Source organism: Curtobacterium sp. MWU13-2055 (assembly GCF_023242305.1).
Lineage (GTDB): Bacteria > Actinomycetota > Actinomycetes > Actinomycetales > Microbacteriaceae > Curtobacterium.
Genome location: NZ_JALLIO010000013.1, coordinates 20987 through 37169 on the forward strand (window position 1 = coordinate 20987; position 16183 = coordinate 37169).

Consider the following 16183-nt stretch of genomic DNA (forward strand, 5'->3'; position numbering starts at 1 on the left):
CCCGGCACCCCCGGAGCCCGGACAGCGCGAGGAGAAGCACGCATGACGCACGACGACCCCGCGGTGGAGATCACCGCACTCACGAAGCGCTTCGGTGGCACCACCGCGCTCCGGGACGTGTCCCTGACCGTCCGACCGGGCGAGGTCGTCGTCCTCCTCGGGCTGTCCGGGTCCGGCAAGTCCACGCTGCTCCGGCACGTGGACGCCCTCGAACTGCCCACCTCCGGCACCGTCCGGGTCGGTGGGACGGCCGTGCACGACCTGTCCGGCCGGAGACTCCGCGAGCTGCGCCGACAGGTCGGGTTCGTGTTCCAGCAGTTCGAGCTCGTGCCCGCGTTGACCGTGCTCGAGAACGTCCTGACCGGGGCGCTCGCCACCCTGCGCGGCCCGCGGCTCGGGCTGTGGTCCTACCCCCGCCGGCTGCGGCACCGAGCGCTCGTGCACCTGGACCGCGTCGGGCTGCTCGATCGTGCCTACCAGCGGGCGGACACCCTGTCGGGCGGGCAGCAGCAGCGCGTCGCGATCGCCCGGGCGCTCATGCAGGACCCGTCGGTCCTGCTCGCCGACGAGCCCGTCGCGTCGCTCGACCCGGAGTCGAGCGGCCAGGTGATGGGGCTCATCCGCGAGATCGCCGCCGAGCGGGGCCTGACGGTCCTGTGCAGCCTGCACCAGGTCGACCTCGCGCTGTCCTGGGCCGACCGGATCATCGGACTCCGGCACGGCGAGGTCGTCCTCGACACCCGCACCGAGGGGCTCGGCAAGGCACAGGTCATGGAGATCTACGGCCAGGTCGCGACGTCGACCGACGAGTTCGAGGCCGTCGAGGCGCTGCACGACACCGTGGACGCCACGAGCGGACTGCCAGCGTGACCGCCGTCACCGAGCGGCCCGTCGTCCGCACCCACCGTTCGCCCGAGCAGGCCGTCGCCGCCGCACCGCGCCGCCGCGTCTCGCCCGAGCGCGTCGCCGCCGGCCTGACGCTCGTCGCCCTGGCCGTGCTGGCGTGCGTCGCCCTGGCCCGGATCGACATCTCGGTGCCGAACATGATCGCGTCGTGGTCGAACGCGGAGCACTTCTTCCAGCGCGTCGGCACCGTCCGGTTCCCGGACGCCGCGACGCTGCTGCAGCAGACCGCGCTCACCGTGGGGCTCGTGCTGCTCGGCACCCTGCTCGCCGCGGTGCTGAGCGTCCCCGTCGCCTACCTCGCCGCAGGCAACACCAGTCCGGGCCGCGGGTGGATCGCCGCCGCGCGGTTCGTGAGCGTCCTGACCCGCGCGGTCCCGGACGTCGTCCTCGCGATGGTGTTCGTGCTGATGTTCACGATCGGCCCGCTGCCCGGCATCCTCGCCATCGGCATCCACTCGATCGGCATGATCTCGAAGCTCTTCGCCGACGCCATCGAGCAGATCGACGAAGGGCCCCGCACCGCGATCCGCGCCACCGGGGGCAACCGCCTGCAGCAGTTCACGGCCGGCGTGCTGCCGCAGGTGCTGCCGTCGTGGGTCGCGACGATCCTGCACCGCAACGACATCAACCTGCGGGGCTCGGTGATCCTCGGGTACGTCGGCATCGTCGGCCTGGGCCGCGAGATGTCGTTCGCGTTCAAGTCCCTCGACTACTCGCTCGGCATCGGGTACGCGATCGTCATCTTCGCGCTGTGCGTGCTCATGGAGATCGTGTCGAGCTCGGTCCGGGCCGCCATGCTCGGCGTCGCTCCGGCCGGCCGGGGGATCGGCGCGAGCGCCATCCGTGCGGGCATGCGCCGCCGGCAGGCCAGCGGCGAGGGGCGCCAGCGCAACCGCGCCACGGCCGAGCCCCGCGCCACGGCCGAGCCCGGCGCCGTCGCCGCCGCCGCGCGCTTCGCCACCCCCGACGACGCCCTCCGCCGCCCGTGGACCGCAGCGCGCGTCCGCACCACGGTGTGGTCCTGGGTCGCGGTCCTGGTCGTCATCGGCAGCGTCGTGGTGTGCGACATCGCCTGGGGCGACCTCGCCACCGTGTGGGGCAAGATCCCGCCGGTCGCCGCCCAGTTCTGGCCGCCGTCGTTCGGCAGCTACGGCGCCGGCGTGATGTTCTCCGCGATGTTCGACACCGTCGCCATCGCACTCGCGGCCACCCTGCTCGCGCTCGTGTTCTCGATGGTGATCGGCTCGTTCGCGGCCCGCAACGTCGCACCGACCCGCGGCGTCCGGACCGGCGCCCGGTTCCTGCTCGTCGTCGTGCGCGGGATCCCGGAGACGATCCTGGCGGTGGTGCTCATCGTCATCACCGGCCTCGGCGCCCAGGCCGGCACCCTCGCGCTCGCGTTCGGCGGCATCGGCCTGCTCGGCAAGCTCGTCGCCGACTCGCTGGAAGAGGTCCAGCCCGGCCCGGAACGCGCCCTCACCGCCACCGGTGCGACCCGGTTCCAGCGGTACGCCGGCGCGACGGTGCCGCAGGGCATCCGGGCGATGATCGGTCACACGTTCTACCTCGTCGACACGAACATCCGCGCGGCGACCATCCTCGGCATCGTCGGTGGTGGTGGGATCGGCTACTACCTGCTCAACGCCGCGCAGGGCTCGAACTACGCCTCGGTCACCGGGATCGTGCTGATGATCCTGGTCACGGTGCTCGTGGTCGAGGGCATCGCCATGTGGATGCGGAGGGTCTTCCGGTGAGCACGACGACAACGACAGTCACGACGGCCAGCACCGAGCGCGTCGACGTCCTCGTCGTCGGCGCCGGCATCGTCGGCCTCGGCGTCGCCTACGAGGCGATGCTCCGCGGCGCACGGGTCGCCGTCGTCGACCGGGCCGCCGGCGTCGTCGGTGCGAGCGTCCGCAACTTCGGGCACGCCTGCATCACCCCGCAGACGGGCGAGGCCGCCGGGTACGCCCAGGAGGCCCGCCACCGGTGGCTCACGCTGGCTCCGCTCGCCGGGTTCACGGCTCGAGAGCGCGGGGCGCACGTCGTCGCGCGCCGTCCGGAAGAGCTCGCGGTGCTCGAGGAGTACCGCGCCACGGGCGCGGACGTCCGCCTGCTCGACGGGTCCGCGATCGCGGCCGCCGTGCCGGTTGACCCCGCCACGGCCAGCGGGGGAGCGCACCTCGCGCAGGACCTGCAGGTCGACCCCCGGGAGGCCGCACCCGCCATCGCCGCCTGGCTCGCCACCCAGGGGGTCCGGTTCCACTGGCGCACCGCTGCGCTCGGGATCGAGACCGGCGCGGTCCGCACGGCGCGCGGCACCATCGAGGCCGACCGCATCGTCGTCTGCACGAACCACGACGTCGACCAGCTGTTCCCGGCCCTCGCCGAGGCGGCCGGGGTCGTCCGGTGCCGACTGCACATGCTCCGCGCCGCGATCCCGCTGGCCTTCCCGCTCGCGACGCCGCTGCTCACCGGGTGGTCGCTGCTCCGGTACTCCGGGTTCGCGGCGATGCCGAGTGCCGAGGCCCTCCGGTCCGCCCTGGCGGCGTCGCTGCCCGACGGCATCCGCTGGGACCTCAACCAGATGTACACGTCGCCGCCGGACGGCAGCGTCATCGTCGGGGACACCCACGAGCGTGAGGTCGACGCTCCACCGTTCCAGGACGAGGACGGCTTCCGGCTGCTCGTCGCCGAGACCGAGCGGCTGTTCGGTGCGCCGCTCCGCGTGCTCGACCGGTGGCAGGGCGTCTACGCGTCCTCGCCCCGGCAGGAGTTCCTCGTCGAGCACCCGCTGCCGGCCGTCGACGTCGTCACGGTGACGACGGGCATCGGCATGACCACCGGACTCGGCCTGGCACCGTCGGTGCTCGACGCCGTACCCGGGCAGCACCAGGATCAGGTGCGCGCCAGCACCCGCTGACCGGCGACCCACACCCCGACGACGCGCTCGCCACGGACCGCGACGACGTCCGCACGGTGTCCGGGTGTCAGGGAGCCGCGGTCGTCGAGACCGGTGTGCCGCGCCGGTGCCGTGGTGGCGGTCCGGACGAGGTGGTCGAAGGGCGCGACCCCGGCTGCCGCGGCGGCACGCAGCCCGGGGAGCAGCGAGCCGAGGTGGTAGTCGGACGTGACGACGTCGGCGTGCCCGGCGACGAGCGCCGACCGAGCCGAGGGTCCGGACCCGTGCGAGCCACCGCGCCACAGGTTCGGTGCACCGACCACGACGCCGAGCCCTTCGGTGGTGGCCGTCTCCGCGGCGTCCGACGTCACCGGGAACTCCGAGATGCCGGCGCCCAGGTGCGCCGCGGTCCGCACGGCTTCGGCCGAGTCGTCGTCGTGCGCGGCGAGGACGACACCGGCTGCGCGAGCGACCGCGGCGATGCGCTCGCGGCGGCCCGGGACCCCGGCGGCTCCGCGGCGGAACCGGTCGAGGCGTGCATCGAGTTCGTCGTTGCCGAGTCGGTCCAGCGCCCGGTAGGCGCGACGCCACCCCGCCTCGTCCGGGTACTGCCCGCGGCCCGGCGTGTGGTCCATGTACGACACGAGTCCGATGCGCGCCGGGGCACCGGCGACGAGCCGCTCGAGCGCGTCCACGGTGCCGTCGTCCGTCACGTCGACGCGCAGGTGCACGCGGACGTCGATCGGCAGCGGCGTGGTCGCTAGGGCGTCGAGCACGTCGGCCGCGTGCTCCGCGCTCCGGGTCGGCACGGTGTCGGGCTCGATCGAGCAGCACAGGAACGCCGTGGTCACGCCGGCGAGCAGCGCATCGGCGGCGAAGGCATCGAGGGCGTGCGGCAGCGGGACGCCGACGCCGGGGCGTGGCTGCTCGAACCGGGCGAGGGAGTCGGCGTGCACGTCGACGAACCCGGGCAGCAGCTCGACGTCGCCGAGGTCGACCACGTCGTCGTCGGGCTGCGATGCGACGACGACACCGTCCCGCACGTGCAGGACGGTGTCGTCGGTGCCCGCGCCGCGGTGGACACGGGCGGCGCGGTACGTCGTCATCCGACCAGCATGCTGGACGGCACGACCGCGCGGCGCAGGTACCCGGCCGACGGCGGGGTCACGACGGCGTGGTCGACGCCCTCGAGTCCGACGGCGGGTTCGACCAGGTCGGCGAACGGCAGGTCGGTCGACGCCAGGAAGTCCACCGCGGTGGCGAGGTGCCGGGGTGCGTAGTTGTGCACGCCGACGATCCGGAGCAACCCCCGCACGATGCGCTCGGGGTCGAGCGACACCGGGCGGCTCGACGACACCGCGCCGACGAGGACGGCCGTGCCGCCGACGTCGAGGGCGTCCACCGCGGTCTCGACGGCGTCCGGGTAGCCGGACAGCTCGATCGCGACGTCGACAGCAGCCACCGGCTCGCCCGGCGACACCGCAGCATCCGCACCGAAGCACACGGCCAGGGCACGTCGCCGGGCGTTGGGGTCCGAGACGACGACGGTGGCCCCGGCGGCGACGGCCATCGCGACCGCCGTGACCCCGAGCATGCCCGCACCCGTCACGAGGACCCGAGCCCCGGCGAGCGGGCGGTCCACCGCGTCGAGTGCTGCGGCGACGGTGGCCGTGGCGCACGCGGCCGGGGCGGCGACCACGGCAGGCAGGTGCTCGGGCACGACCGCGATCGCGGTGCCGGGCAACAGGACGCAGTGCGTCGCGAACCCGCCGTTGAGGAGCCAGTCGGCGGTCGATGCCTCGTGACCGTACTTCCGCAGGGACCGGCACTTCTGCGGCAGCCCGGCACGGCACCGGTCGCACGTGCCGCACGACGCCGCGACCGACCAGACGACCCGGTCACCGAGGGCGACGGGGACGCCGGCGACGGTGGTCGGCACCAACCCCGGGGCGATCGCGACGACGTGGCCGACCTGCTCGTGCCCGAGGACGCTCGGCGCTGGTCCGGCGCGGTGCCCGAGGGCCGTGTGCAGGTCACTGCCGCACACCGTCGCCGCCTCGATCGCGACCAGGACGGACCCGTCGGGCATCGGCAGGGCACCGGCGTGCTCCTCGACCGTGACCGGGTGCCCGATCCCGTGCCAGAGCGCGTACCGGGCGTCGACGTCGGTCACCGCGCCACGGCGCTGAAGTCGTCGGCGCGCGGCTCGTCGGCGCTGAGCTCGTCGGCGCGCGGCACGTCGGTCCCGAGCGCGGCCGCGTCGAGTCCGGCGAGCAGTGCGGGCAGGTCGACGACGGAGTCGAGCACGTGCGTGTGCGGCACGGTGGCGAAGTCGGCGTCCTGGTGGGTCCCGGTCCGGACCCCGGCGACGACCGACGCCCCGGCACGGGTGCCCGTCAGCAGATCGGCCACGGTGTCACCGACGACGGCGACCTGGCGCACGTCGTCGGTCTGCGTGCGCAGCACGGCGGTCAGGACCATGTCCGGGTACGGACGGCCACGACCGGCGTCGGCCGGCGACAGCGCGAGGTCGACCCGGTCCTGCCAGTCGAGCGCGTCGAGGACGGCGTCGCGGGTCACTGGGCTGAACCCCGTCGTCAACGCGACCTTCGTGCCGGACGCGCGCAGGGCCTCCAGGACGTCCACCGCACCGTCGACGGGCCGGACGCCACGTCCCACCGTCGCCGCGTAGGCGCGCTCGAAGGCAGCGTTCGCCGCCTCGGCTCGCGCGGTGTCACCGTCGAACAGAGCCGTGAACACGGCGATCTTCGACTGGCCCATGGTGTCGAGCGCGTACTGCACGGCGTGGTCGTGCGCAGCCGTGCCGGGCTCGAGGCCGACGTCGGTGAGGGCGGTGCGGAAGGCGTCGACGACGACACCGCCGTCGTGCACGGTGGTCCCTGCCATGTCGAGGCAGACGAGCGAGATCATGGGGCTCCTGTGGTCCGGTCACCCGCGGTTGCGGGCTGTCTCCCGCGAGAGCGGGGCTGCCCACAGCGTCCGAGGAACCGATGACCACCATCCAGTCCGCAGGTGTCCGGCAGGTGAACAGCGCCGGGAGCCTGCAGCGCTCCTGTCCGGACAGGTGTGCGACGGGCCCGCCACCTCGGTTACAGTCCGCAGCGTGCCGGAAACGCGTTACCTCGAGATCGCGGCGGAGCTCGAAGCCGAGCTCGCCGATGCCGTCGTCGGCACCCGGGTCGCCAGCGAGGCCGAACTCGCCGCACGCTTCGGCGTCGGCCGCTCCGCCGCCCGCGCCGCCCTGCAGCACCTGCAGCGCCGCAACCGGATCCGTCGGGTCAAGGGCGTCGGGAGCTTCGTCGCACGGCGCATCGACTACCGGATCGGCTCCGCCGCCGCACCCTCGTGGAGCCGCACCGTGCGCGACGCCGGGGGAGAACCCTCGAGCGTCACGCTGTCCTGCACCCTCGCGCCGGTGCCCGCATCCGTCGCGCCGCACCTCGGGCTCGAACCCGGAGCGCCGTGCCACCGGCTGACCCGGCGCTCACTCGTCGACGGACTGCCCGCCGCGTGGGGCGTCGAGTGGGTGCCCCGCACGGTCGTCCCCGAACTCGGGCAGGCGCTGCGGGTGCGGAACTCGCTCTACGACGTGCTGCGCGAGGCCGCCGGCGCCGAGCCCGTCCGCCGGTGGGTGCGCGCCGGTGCGGACGTGGTCACCGACGAGGTCGCACGGCACCTGGACCTGGACGAGGTCACCCTCGGGTGGTTCATCGAGAGCTGCACCGTCGACGCCGGCACCGGGCGGCCGCTCCTGGTGAGCGAGCGCTGGATCCGGGCCGACGCGATGCGGGTGCTGTTCGAGAGCGGGCCGACGGGCTGACGCGTCGGCGCCGCTTCCCCGCGCACGCCGTGCTGTCGCGCCGTCCATCCGGAGAACGCCGGGGGCCCCCACGAACCCCCTCGGGATGGGAGGATGCACCGACGCCTGCCCGCACCGAGAACGAGGTTCGATGAGTCCGACCGAGGACCCCCAGTCCGCGGCCCCACTGCTCGACGGGCGCTACCGACTCGAACACGCCATCGGCCAGGGCGGCATGTCCGTCGTGTACCGCGGCATCGACGAGAGCCTGCACCGCCCCGTCGCCGTCAAGGTGTTCCACGCCGGCACCGTCGACATCGCCCGGCAAGAGGCCGAACTCGGCGTGCTCGCCTCGCTCGAGCACCACAACCTCGTCAGCCTGCTCGACACCGGCGTCGTCACCGGCCACGACGGCACCCACCAGCGGTACCTCGTGATGGCGCTGGTCGTCGGCCAGGACCTCGAGGAACGCCTCGCCGTCGGCCCGCTCGCCTCCCGCCACATCGCCGAGATCGGCTACGACATGGCCGAGGCGCTGCACTACATCCACAGCCACGGCGTCGTGCACCGCGACATCAAGCCGTCGAACATCCTGCTCGTCGACTACGGCCACGACTCCGACCGTGCCCGCGCGCGGCTCACCGACTTCGGCATCGCGCTCGCCGCGGGCGTCGAACGCATGACCGCCGACGGCGTCACCACCGGCACCGCCGCCTACCTCAGCCCCGAGCAGGCCCGCGGCGGCGACGTCGGGAGCCCGAGCGACGTCTACTCGCTCGGCCTCGTACTGCTGCAGTGCTTCACCCGCCGCCGCGAGTTCCCCGGCTCGCTCGTCGAGTCCGCGGTTGCCCGGCTGTCCCGCGACCCGGTCGTACCCGAGCCACTGCCCGAGCACTGGAAGCAGCTGCTCCGTGCGATGACCGTGCAGGACCCGGCCGCGCGCCCCGCCGGCGCCGAGCTGGTCACGATGCTGCGCGACGTCGTCATGACCGAGACCGCCGGCACCGACCACGTCGTGGACACCACGGCCGCGGCACCGACCGCCGCTGCCGCTGCCGGTGCGCCGCGAGCCGACGCCGACACGGCCCGCCCGGCGACGCTCGACACCCTGCCCGACGAGGCCCTGCACCGCACCACCGCCATGGCCGCCCGCCTGTTCGACGCGCCCATCGCCCTGGTCGAGGTGCTCGACGAGGACCGCGCCTGGTCGCAGTCGTACATCGCCGAGGGCGTCGACGAAGCAGCGCGCAACATCAACTTCGGCAACGGCTTCGCGCCCGTCGCGGTCCCCGTCGTGATCCCGGACGGGTCGATCCACCCCGACATGCAGCACAGCCCGCTCGTCACCGGCGCGCTCGGCATCCGGTTCTACGTGAGCGTGCCGCTCGTGCGGCACGACGGTGTCCCGATCGGCACCCTCGCGGTGCTCGACACGAAGCCGCGGCAGGCGACGGAGGGCGACCTCGCCAACCTGCACGACCTGGCCGCGCTCGCCGTGACGCAGCTCGAGATCCGGCAGGAGTCGCTCCGCACGACGAGCGACTCCCTGCCGGTCGCGCAGGCGGTCCCGCAGGAGGGCGCGCGGCCCTAGACGGTCGCCGCTGACGGACGGGAGGCCCGGTGCGGGCCCGCCCCGCGCCTCCCGTCCGCCCTACGGTCGCGCCTCGTGCGTCGGTCCCGCCCGCGGACGGCTGCCTGCCTGCCCGCCCGCGTGCCTCCCGCCGGGCTGCCCGCTCGCCCGATCGGCGCGCGCTGGACGCCGAGCGGGCGAAATACCGGGGTTGCGCGCCCCGCGACCCGGGCATTTCGCCCGCTCACGGTCGCATGCCGCAACTCGCATGCATCCGCTGGAATACGAGTGCCCGCTCGCGCGAACGGGCGAAATGCCGGGGTGAGGAGCCGGCCGGCCGGGGTATTTCGCCCGTTCGCGGGTTCGGGGGCAATGCGGGTGCGGGAACGGTGGCGCGGTGACACCTGGACGGGAGGTGGCGTGGGCGGCGGCGTCGGCCCTACTGTCGGTTCGTTGCGCGGCAGCGGCCGCCACGGAGGGATTGCACTGTGTTCATGGACCTGTCCGAGTCGCACGTGATTGTGCTCCTGCTGATGCTGGCCCTCGAGGTCCTCGCGCTCGTCCAGGTCTGGCGTGACCGTCGGCGCACGCTCGTGGTCAAGGTCCTCTGGACGCTCGTGATCCTCGCACTGCCGGTCATCGGCGTGCTGGGCTGGGCCGTCAACTGGCTGCTCGGCAAGGCTGCAGAAGCGCTGCAGCGACGGAACGCCTGACCGCCGATCCCGGCTGATCGGGCACTGCCCCTATCGGTTCAGGCCGCGCAGGCGCATGCTGTGCGAGGTAACGGAACCCGAATCCGCAAGTGGTCGAAGCACGATCGACCCGTGGGGAGGAAGCGCCTCTCTGGGCCTCTGTCGAGCGTCGACGCTTCCTTCCTGTCCTGCCCCGCAGCTCGTCCCGCCGCGATTCGGGTGTCGCGACCGGACGGGAGGGACGTCCGCGTCCCCGCGAGCCGGGCCCTCACCGTCGCCCGGCTCGTGCAGTTCACTCAGTGAGGGCAGCAGCGTAGGCGCGGACCGAGCGGTGGTAGCGGGGGAGCGTCGGTTCGACGGCCTCGATCGCGACACGGAGCGCCTCGTCGTGACGGCCCGCACTGTGCAGGGCGAGCGCGAGGAACACCTTCGGCGCAGCACCGGTGGACGGGTGTTCCGGGGCGTCGCGGAGCATAGCGATGGCCTCGTCGACGCGGTCGAGGTTCCGCAGGGTCGAGGCGTGCTGCACGACCATCTGCGCTGCACGGGCGGGATCGACGTCGGCGAGTCCCGCGGCGGTGGCGGCTGCGTAGTGGACGTCGGCCTCGGCCTCGTGGCCGCCGGAGTCGTTCGCGCCGCCGAGCTCGAACGCGCCGAGGGCCGGGTGCGGCGCAGCGTCGGCGAGTTCGCGCATGCGGTCGATGCGCTGCTGGTCGTCGATCGTGTCGTCGGCCCAGAGTGCGGCGACGCGGGCTTCCCAGTCTGCGGTGCTCATCGGTCCAGCGTATTGCCGCGCGGCGTCGCGCCGTCGGCGATCGTCGCGCGGAAGGACCGGACGAGCGGGACGCCGGGGTGCACGAGCGCCGGCGCACGCCAGGCGAGGGCCGAACCGATCGCCGGGTACTCGGCGGCCCGGACGAACCAGGGATCGCGGTGGTCGAGCGCTTCGAGCCGGATCGTCGCAGGCGCTCCCTCGAACACCGCGGACCACTCCACCCAGGCCGCGACCGAGCCGTGCACCGCCGCTTCGCCCTGCGCGTCAGCGGTCCGGACGACCACGTCGGTGCAGTCGGCGAAGCGCCAGAAGAACCCGCCGTACCCGGCACCGATCCGGCCGTTGCTGCCCGGACCGCCGAGGTGTACGACGGCGTCGCCGGGGGTTCGGAACGACGACGACCAGGTCAGTTCCCACCCGGAGTCGACGGCGCGCCAGGCGAGGGTGCGGTCCTCGTGCAGGACGACCGTGTGGTCGGGGCCGCGCCAGACGAGTTCCTGGACCGTGCCGCCACCGTTCGGAGCGGGGTGCTGCTCAGCCCGCACGACGTCGACGCGGCCGTGGTCGTCGCGCCACACGTAGCCCGGACCGTGCACGTAGGTGCGGCCGCCCCAGCAGTTCACGCCGTCGACGTCCGGGATCGCGACCCCGACACCGCAGTGCCAGTCGTGGTCGGCCGGGTGGTGGGCGCTCAGGACGGTGCCGCCGAGGGTCCGCACGGGGTGCAGGTACGGGCGCGGGGACGACGTCGCGATGGTCCCGGAGCCGTCGAGTTCCGTGGCCAGCGGGGCCCCGCTGACGCGCAGGACCTGCAGCACCTCGTCGCGGGCGGTGTGGGCCCAGGGCGCGCCGACCTCGGAGAACAACGCTCGTGCGTCGGCGGCGCGGTCGACGATCGCCTCGACGTCGGCGACGAGCGGACGACGGGCAGGCCCCTCGCCCTCCCACGTCACCCAGGGGTGGTCGATGCGGACGGGCTCGGCGACACGGACGGCCTCGAGCACCTCGACGAACGCACCCGTGGAGACCAGGGGGACGAGCAGTTCGTCGCCGCGGGACCGGTGGGCGAGCAGGTTCTCGAGCAGGTCCGTCCGGCCGACGGTCCGGGTGGTGTCGCCGACGGTGACCTCGTCGGCCGTGTAGTGCAGCACGGCGTTCCCGGCGGCGCCGCGGACCCGAACGGTCGGCAGGACCTCGGACGGAGCGCAGAGGGTCAGGGCCGCGGTGGCTTCGAGGCCGGCGCTCGTCGTGACCCGGACAGCCGAGGTGTCGTCGCCCTCGATGTCGTTCGCCCGGAACAGCTCGACCTCGACGCGCCTGACGTCGGACGCCCGACGGCAGCCGACGAGCGCCAGGGCCGTCGCGACCGCGTGGGCGAGCGGGTTCGTTACCACGCCGTCGAGGACGTCGACGCCCTGGACCCGACGCCGTCCGGCCCACCCGGAGCGGTCCCAGTACGCCTGGTTCCTCGTCCACGTGCCGACGGCCGCGGCGGAGCGGACCGGACCGACGAGCGACCCGTCACGGAACGCCGGCAGCGCCTCGGACCCGAGGCTCTGGAACCCGACCTGCACGACGCGGCCGGTGCGCTGCTCGGCGTCGAGCAGGGTGTCGAGCGCGTCGCGGGTGGTCACCGGGGGCTTCTCGAGCAGGACGTCAGCACCGGCCTCGAGGGCAGCGAGCGCCAGCGGCAGGTGCGCGGCGATCGGGGCAGCGATGACGACGACGTCGACCGGGCCGTGGTCGCGCGCTGCCACGACGTCGGCCACGACGACCGCGCCGTCGTCGGTGGTGGTGCCCAGCGTGGGGTCGACGACGGCGGTCAGCGTGCAGACCCCCGCGGCGACGAGCCGGTCGATGTTCGCCCGGTGGTGCAGGCCGTACCCACGCGCACCGACGAGCACCACGCCGGGGAGGGTCATCGAGCGGTGCCGATCACGATGCGCGTCGTGCCGGGGGAGCGCCCGGTCACGTGGACGTGCTCGCCGTCCGGTCGGTCGGTGCCGCCGAGGAACGCGTAGTCCTGTCCGGGCGCGTAGAACGCCGGCTGGGTCGGGCCGCTGCCGTTGCCGGCCTCGAAGGACACGGTGTCGTCGCCGACACGGTAGGTGCCGGTCCCGTCGGCGAGGACGGTCTCCCCGGTCGCGGCGTCGGTGCTCACACCCGTGAACGTACCCCCGCCGCGGAACGTCAGCTGGAGCGACCACGGCACGTCGGCGCCCTCGGTCGTCACGTCGAGCGAGACCGCGTCCGGCGTGGTGGTGACGTCGACCGTCGTGGTGAGGGAGACCGTGTCGGCCGCGCGCGAGCCGAAGGACATCGACGCCGAGAACCGGCCCTCGTCACCGAGCGCGTAGGCGCCGTCGGTCCGTCGAGCCGCGGCGGGCAGGGGCTGGTGGTAGCCGGCGGACACGGTCTCGACGAGTCGGTAGCGCCCGTCGCCGAGGGACTCCAGTGAGGTCGGACGGAACGGTCCGCGCCCGAAGAACTCGCGCGACAGCCGGACGTCGGACAGCACGACCGAGCCGGCGAACACGCGCAGGAACGTGGGGCTGTTCGCCAGGCCCGATCGGACGTGGCCCTGCGACGGCACGTCCGAGCCGGCGAACAGGACGACGCTGCGGTCCTGTTCTCGGACGTGCACGAGCCGGGCGCCGGCGAAGGTGTGCACGGCCGGTTCGAGCGGTGCACCGACGGGCAACGGACGGGCGAGCAGCGGATCCGTCATCGCGCGGGCGGCGACCGCACCGGGCTGCCACATGTCCGCGACGGCGGCCCGGGCAGCGACGGCGGCGAGGTCGGCGCGGTCGTCGAGCACGGCCAGGTGCCAGAGCAGGGGAGCGTACGCGCCGATGCCGAACGCCTGCGACTGGTCCTGGCGGCGGGACTGGACGGTCTCGACGGTGTCGTCGGGCAGCAGCAGCGCGAGGGTGGCGTCGAGCGACCGGCGGACGGGGTCGAGCAGCTCCGGCCGGTCGAGCACCGAGGCGAGGACGAGGAACGACGGGCACGAGACGGCCGCCGCGTAGTTCGGGCTGCGCTCGGACCACAGCCCGTCGGCGTCGATGTCCGCGCCCTCGGCGAGCCACTCCTCGATCCGCTCGACCAGCTCCGGTGCCGGGTGCAGTCGGTGGATCCGGGCGAGCGCGGCCGAGACCTCCCACCGGTGGTTCGGCGTGTGCACGCCACCGGTGAGCAGCGCCGGCGTCGCACGGTGCACGATCCGGTCGAGGTCGTCGGCGAGCACCGCGGCCGCCGGGACCGACGCCCGGTACGGCGCGAGCAGCTCGAGGGCGTCGCAGACGTCGTTCACGGTGAACGCCGAGTCCGGCGGGGAGAGCACGTTGTCGCCGCCGACGAACGTGCCGCCGGGGGACTGCCGGGCCGCGAGGTGCCGGACCCAGCCGTGCGCGGTGGCGAGGTCGTCGTCGGGAAGGCGATCGGGGCCTCCCGTCCGCTCGTTCCGGACCCACGCCCCGACCAGGGCGAGGGCACGCGCCATCAGTTCCCGGTGCTGCAGCGCAGCCGGATCGTCGTCGGCGAGCCGGAGGCGCGCGACGGCGTCGTCCGCTGCCGGGCCGACAGCGTCGAGGAACCCCATCAGTCCTTGAGTCCCGCGTTGAGGTCCGCGCCGTTCACGTACTTCTGGAACACCAGGTAGATGAGCACGAGCGGGATGATCGAGATCACCGAGGCACCGAGCAGGACGGTCCAGTTGACGTTCTCGGCACCGACGATGCTCTGCAGCGCGATCTGGATCGTGAACTGGTGCGGGTCGTTGAGCACCAGGAGCGGCCAGATGTAGTCGTTCCACCGCCACTGGAACGAGAAGATCGCGAGCGTCAGCATGATCGGCCGGGAGATCGGCAGCATGATCCGCCAGAATATCCCGAACTCGCTCGCACCGTCGATGCGCGCGGCCTCGACCAGGTCGTCGGGCACCGTGATGAAGAACTGCCGGAACATGAAGATGCCGGTCGCGGTGATGACCGACGGCACGATGATGCCGGCCAACGAGTCGTACATGCCGAGGTCGCGGATGACGATGAACGTCGGCGCGAGGATGACCTCGGTCGGCAGCATCGTCGTCGCCAGGATGCAGACGAAGAAGACCTTCAGCCACTTGTTGTCGTACTTCGCCAGGGCGTAGCCGGTGGCGGCGCTCGCCAGCACGGTGAGCACGGTGGTGACCAGCGCGACGATGACGGTGTTGCCGAAGTAGCGGGCGAAGTCGTAGCTCGCCCACGCCTCGGTGAAGCCGCTGACCGACCAGTTCTTCGGCAGCAGGGTCAGCGGGTACGAGAACAGCTCGCCGCCGGGCTTGAAGGCGCTCAGGACGAACCAGAGGACCGGGAAGCCGAAGGCGATGATGAAGACCCAGAGCAGGGCGGTGGCGGCGATGGCCTTCGGACGGGGCGGGCCGTCGAGGCGCTTGGTCTTGGTCGTGCTCTTGCTCTTGCTCTTGCTCTTGGTCGTGTTGTCGGTTGCGGGTGCGCCGGGGGCGCTGGGCAGGGTGGCGGTCATCGACGGGCCTCCGTCCGACGGTTCACGGCCAGCTGGATGAGCGCGATGGCCATGAGGATGAGCATGAGGACCATCGACGCTGCGCTCGCGTAGCCGATGTGGGCGTTCTGGAACCCGTTCGTGTATATGTACTGCACGAGCAGGTTGTTGTCGGTGCCGGGTCCGCCGCCGTTGAGCGCCTGGATGGTGGCGAACTCCTTGAACGCCCCGAGCGACGACAGCAGGATCACGATGAACGACGTCGGCGCGATGCTCGGCAGCGTGATGTACCGGAACTGGTGCCACGCGCCGGCCCCGTCGAGGGACGCCGCCTCGTAGTACGACTGCGGCACGTTCCGGATCGCAGCGACGAACAGCAGCATGTTGAAGGCGGCTCCGGCCCACGCGGTGGCGAACACCACCACGAGCAGCGACAGGTCGGCGTTCGACTGCCACGGCACGGCCTTGCCACCGAGGGACTCGATGACGAAGTTCGCCAGGCCGAAGTTCTCGCCGAACATCCACCGCCAGATGACACCGGTGACGATCGGGGAGATGAGCCACGGCACGAAGAACACGATGCGGGCGACGCTGCGGCCCTTCGCCGCCGGGCTCGTCAGCATCAGCGCCATCGACAGTGCGAGGACGAAGCCGAGCGGGACGGCGACGATCGCGTAGAGGAAGGTGCGCCCGAGGGCTGCGTAGAAGGTGTCGTCGGCGAACAGCTCGAAGTAGTTCGCCAACCCGATGAACTTCGGGTCGACGACGCCGTTGTAGTCGGTGAACGAGTAGCCGAGGCCGATGACGGCGGGCCACACGAAGAACACGACGAACAGGACGGCGTTGACGCTCACGAACAGGATCGGGGCGAGGACGGGCTTGCTGACGCCGGAGCGGCGGCGCTTCGTCGTCTTCGCGGCTCCGGGCCGACGGGGCGGCACCGGGGTGGGGACGGCGGTCTGCACGTCACCGGCTGCGGTGGGGATGCTCACGATGATCCTCTTCGTTCGACGTG

General features: G+C 73.0%; 14 protein-coding genes. 6 read left to right on the forward strand and 8 right to left on the reverse strand.

Going from position 1 to position 16183, the window contains the following annotated elements; genetic code table 11:
* Positions 1-42 precede the first annotated feature (42 nt).
* The 3 genes from phnC to M4960_RS18690 are packed head-to-tail and all read left to right on the forward strand — an operon-like array spanning position 43 to position 3829.
* A complete protein-coding gene (gene phnC, locus M4960_RS18680; protein ID WP_248705075.1) occupies positions 43-870 on the forward strand; it encodes a phosphonate ABC transporter ATP-binding protein in 828 nt (275 codons plus the stop codon).
* Positions 867-2660 (forward strand): ABC transporter permease, encoded by a 1794-nt coding sequence (locus tag M4960_RS18685; RefSeq protein ID WP_248705076.1) that lies wholly within the window; start codon positions 867-869, stop codon positions 2658-2660. The genes phnC and M4960_RS18685 overlap by 4 nt, the downstream gene beginning before the upstream one ends.
* Positions 2657-3829 (forward strand): TIGR03364 family FAD-dependent oxidoreductase, encoded by a 1173-nt coding sequence (locus M4960_RS18690; RefSeq protein ID WP_248705077.1) that lies wholly within the window; start codon positions 2657-2659, stop codon positions 3827-3829. Before M4960_RS18685 ends, M4960_RS18690 begins: the two co-directional genes overlap by 4 nt.
* On the opposite strand, the gene M4960_RS18695 is transcribed toward M4960_RS18690, so the two are convergent.
* The 3 genes from M4960_RS18695 to M4960_RS18705 are packed head-to-tail and all read right to left on the reverse strand — an operon-like array spanning position 3805 to position 6739.
* A complete protein-coding gene (locus M4960_RS18695; protein WP_248705078.1) occupies positions 3805-4914 on the reverse strand; it encodes an alpha-D-ribose 1-methylphosphonate 5-triphosphate diphosphatase in 1110 nt (369 codons plus the stop codon). The genes M4960_RS18690 and M4960_RS18695 overlap by 25 nt on opposite strands.
* A complete protein-coding gene (locus tag M4960_RS18700; protein ID WP_248705079.1) occupies positions 4911-5981 on the reverse strand; it encodes a zinc-binding dehydrogenase in 1071 nt (356 codons plus the stop codon). The genes M4960_RS18695 and M4960_RS18700 overlap by 4 nt, the downstream gene beginning before the upstream one ends.
* A complete protein-coding gene (locus tag M4960_RS18705; RefSeq protein ID WP_248705080.1) occupies positions 5978-6739 on the reverse strand; it encodes a phosphonatase-like hydrolase in 762 nt (253 codons plus the stop codon). Before M4960_RS18705 ends, M4960_RS18700 begins: the two co-directional genes overlap by 4 nt.
* A gap of 193 nt (positions 6740-6932) precedes the next feature.
* On the opposite strand from M4960_RS18705, the gene M4960_RS18710 reads away from it, so the two are divergent.
* The 3 genes from M4960_RS18710 (at position 6933) to M4960_RS18720 (ending at position 9911) form a co-directional block, all read left to right on the forward strand.
* Positions 6933-7649 (forward strand): GntR family transcriptional regulator, encoded by a 717-nt coding sequence (locus M4960_RS18710; RefSeq protein ID WP_248705081.1) that lies wholly within the window; start codon positions 6933-6935, stop codon positions 7647-7649.
* 130 nt (positions 7650-7779) lie between these two features.
* Positions 7780-9219 carry a GAF domain-containing serine/threonine-protein kinase gene (locus M4960_RS18715; RefSeq protein ID WP_248705082.1) on the forward strand — a complete coding sequence of 480 codons (1440 nt, stop codon included), beginning with the start codon at positions 7780-7782 and terminating at the stop codon, positions 9217-9219.
* A 473-nt stretch (positions 9220-9692) separates the two neighbouring features.
* Positions 9693-9911, forward strand: a complete 219-nt coding sequence (locus M4960_RS18720; protein ID WP_123294949.1) for a PLDc N-terminal domain-containing protein — start codon at positions 9693-9695, stop codon at positions 9909-9911.
* Between the two features lie 271 nt (positions 9912-10182).
* Here the strand turns inward: M4960_RS18720 and M4960_RS18725 are convergent, their stop codons facing one another.
* Genes M4960_RS18725 through M4960_RS18745 form a run of 5 tightly spaced genes read right to left on the reverse strand, consistent with a single transcriptional unit; the run spans position 10183 to position 16160 of the window.
* Positions 10183-10665, reverse strand: coding sequence for a tetratricopeptide repeat protein (locus tag M4960_RS18725; protein ID WP_123338400.1), 483 nt, complete (start codon positions 10663-10665; stop codon positions 10183-10185).
* The gene (locus M4960_RS18730) at positions 10662-12587 is read right to left on the reverse strand and encodes a DUF6807 family protein (RefSeq protein WP_248705083.1); all 1926 of its coding nucleotides are present in this window, start codon (positions 12585-12587) and stop codon (positions 10662-10664) included. The genes M4960_RS18725 and M4960_RS18730 overlap by 4 nt, the downstream gene beginning before the upstream one ends.
* Positions 12584-14266 (reverse strand): hypothetical protein, encoded by a 1683-nt coding sequence (locus tag M4960_RS18735; protein WP_248705084.1) that lies wholly within the window; start codon positions 14264-14266, stop codon positions 12584-12586. The genes M4960_RS18730 and M4960_RS18735 overlap by 4 nt, the downstream gene beginning before the upstream one ends.
* Positions 14266-15189, reverse strand: coding sequence for a carbohydrate ABC transporter permease (locus M4960_RS18740; protein WP_248705085.1), 924 nt, complete (start codon positions 15187-15189; stop codon positions 14266-14268). Before M4960_RS18740 ends, M4960_RS18735 begins: the two co-directional genes overlap by 1 nt.
* The gene (locus M4960_RS18745) at positions 15186-16160 is read right to left on the reverse strand and encodes a carbohydrate ABC transporter permease (protein ID WP_207895555.1); all 975 of its coding nucleotides are present in this window, start codon (positions 16158-16160) and stop codon (positions 15186-15188) included. Before M4960_RS18745 ends, M4960_RS18740 begins: the two co-directional genes overlap by 4 nt.
* Positions 16161-16183: the final 23 nt, after the last annotated feature.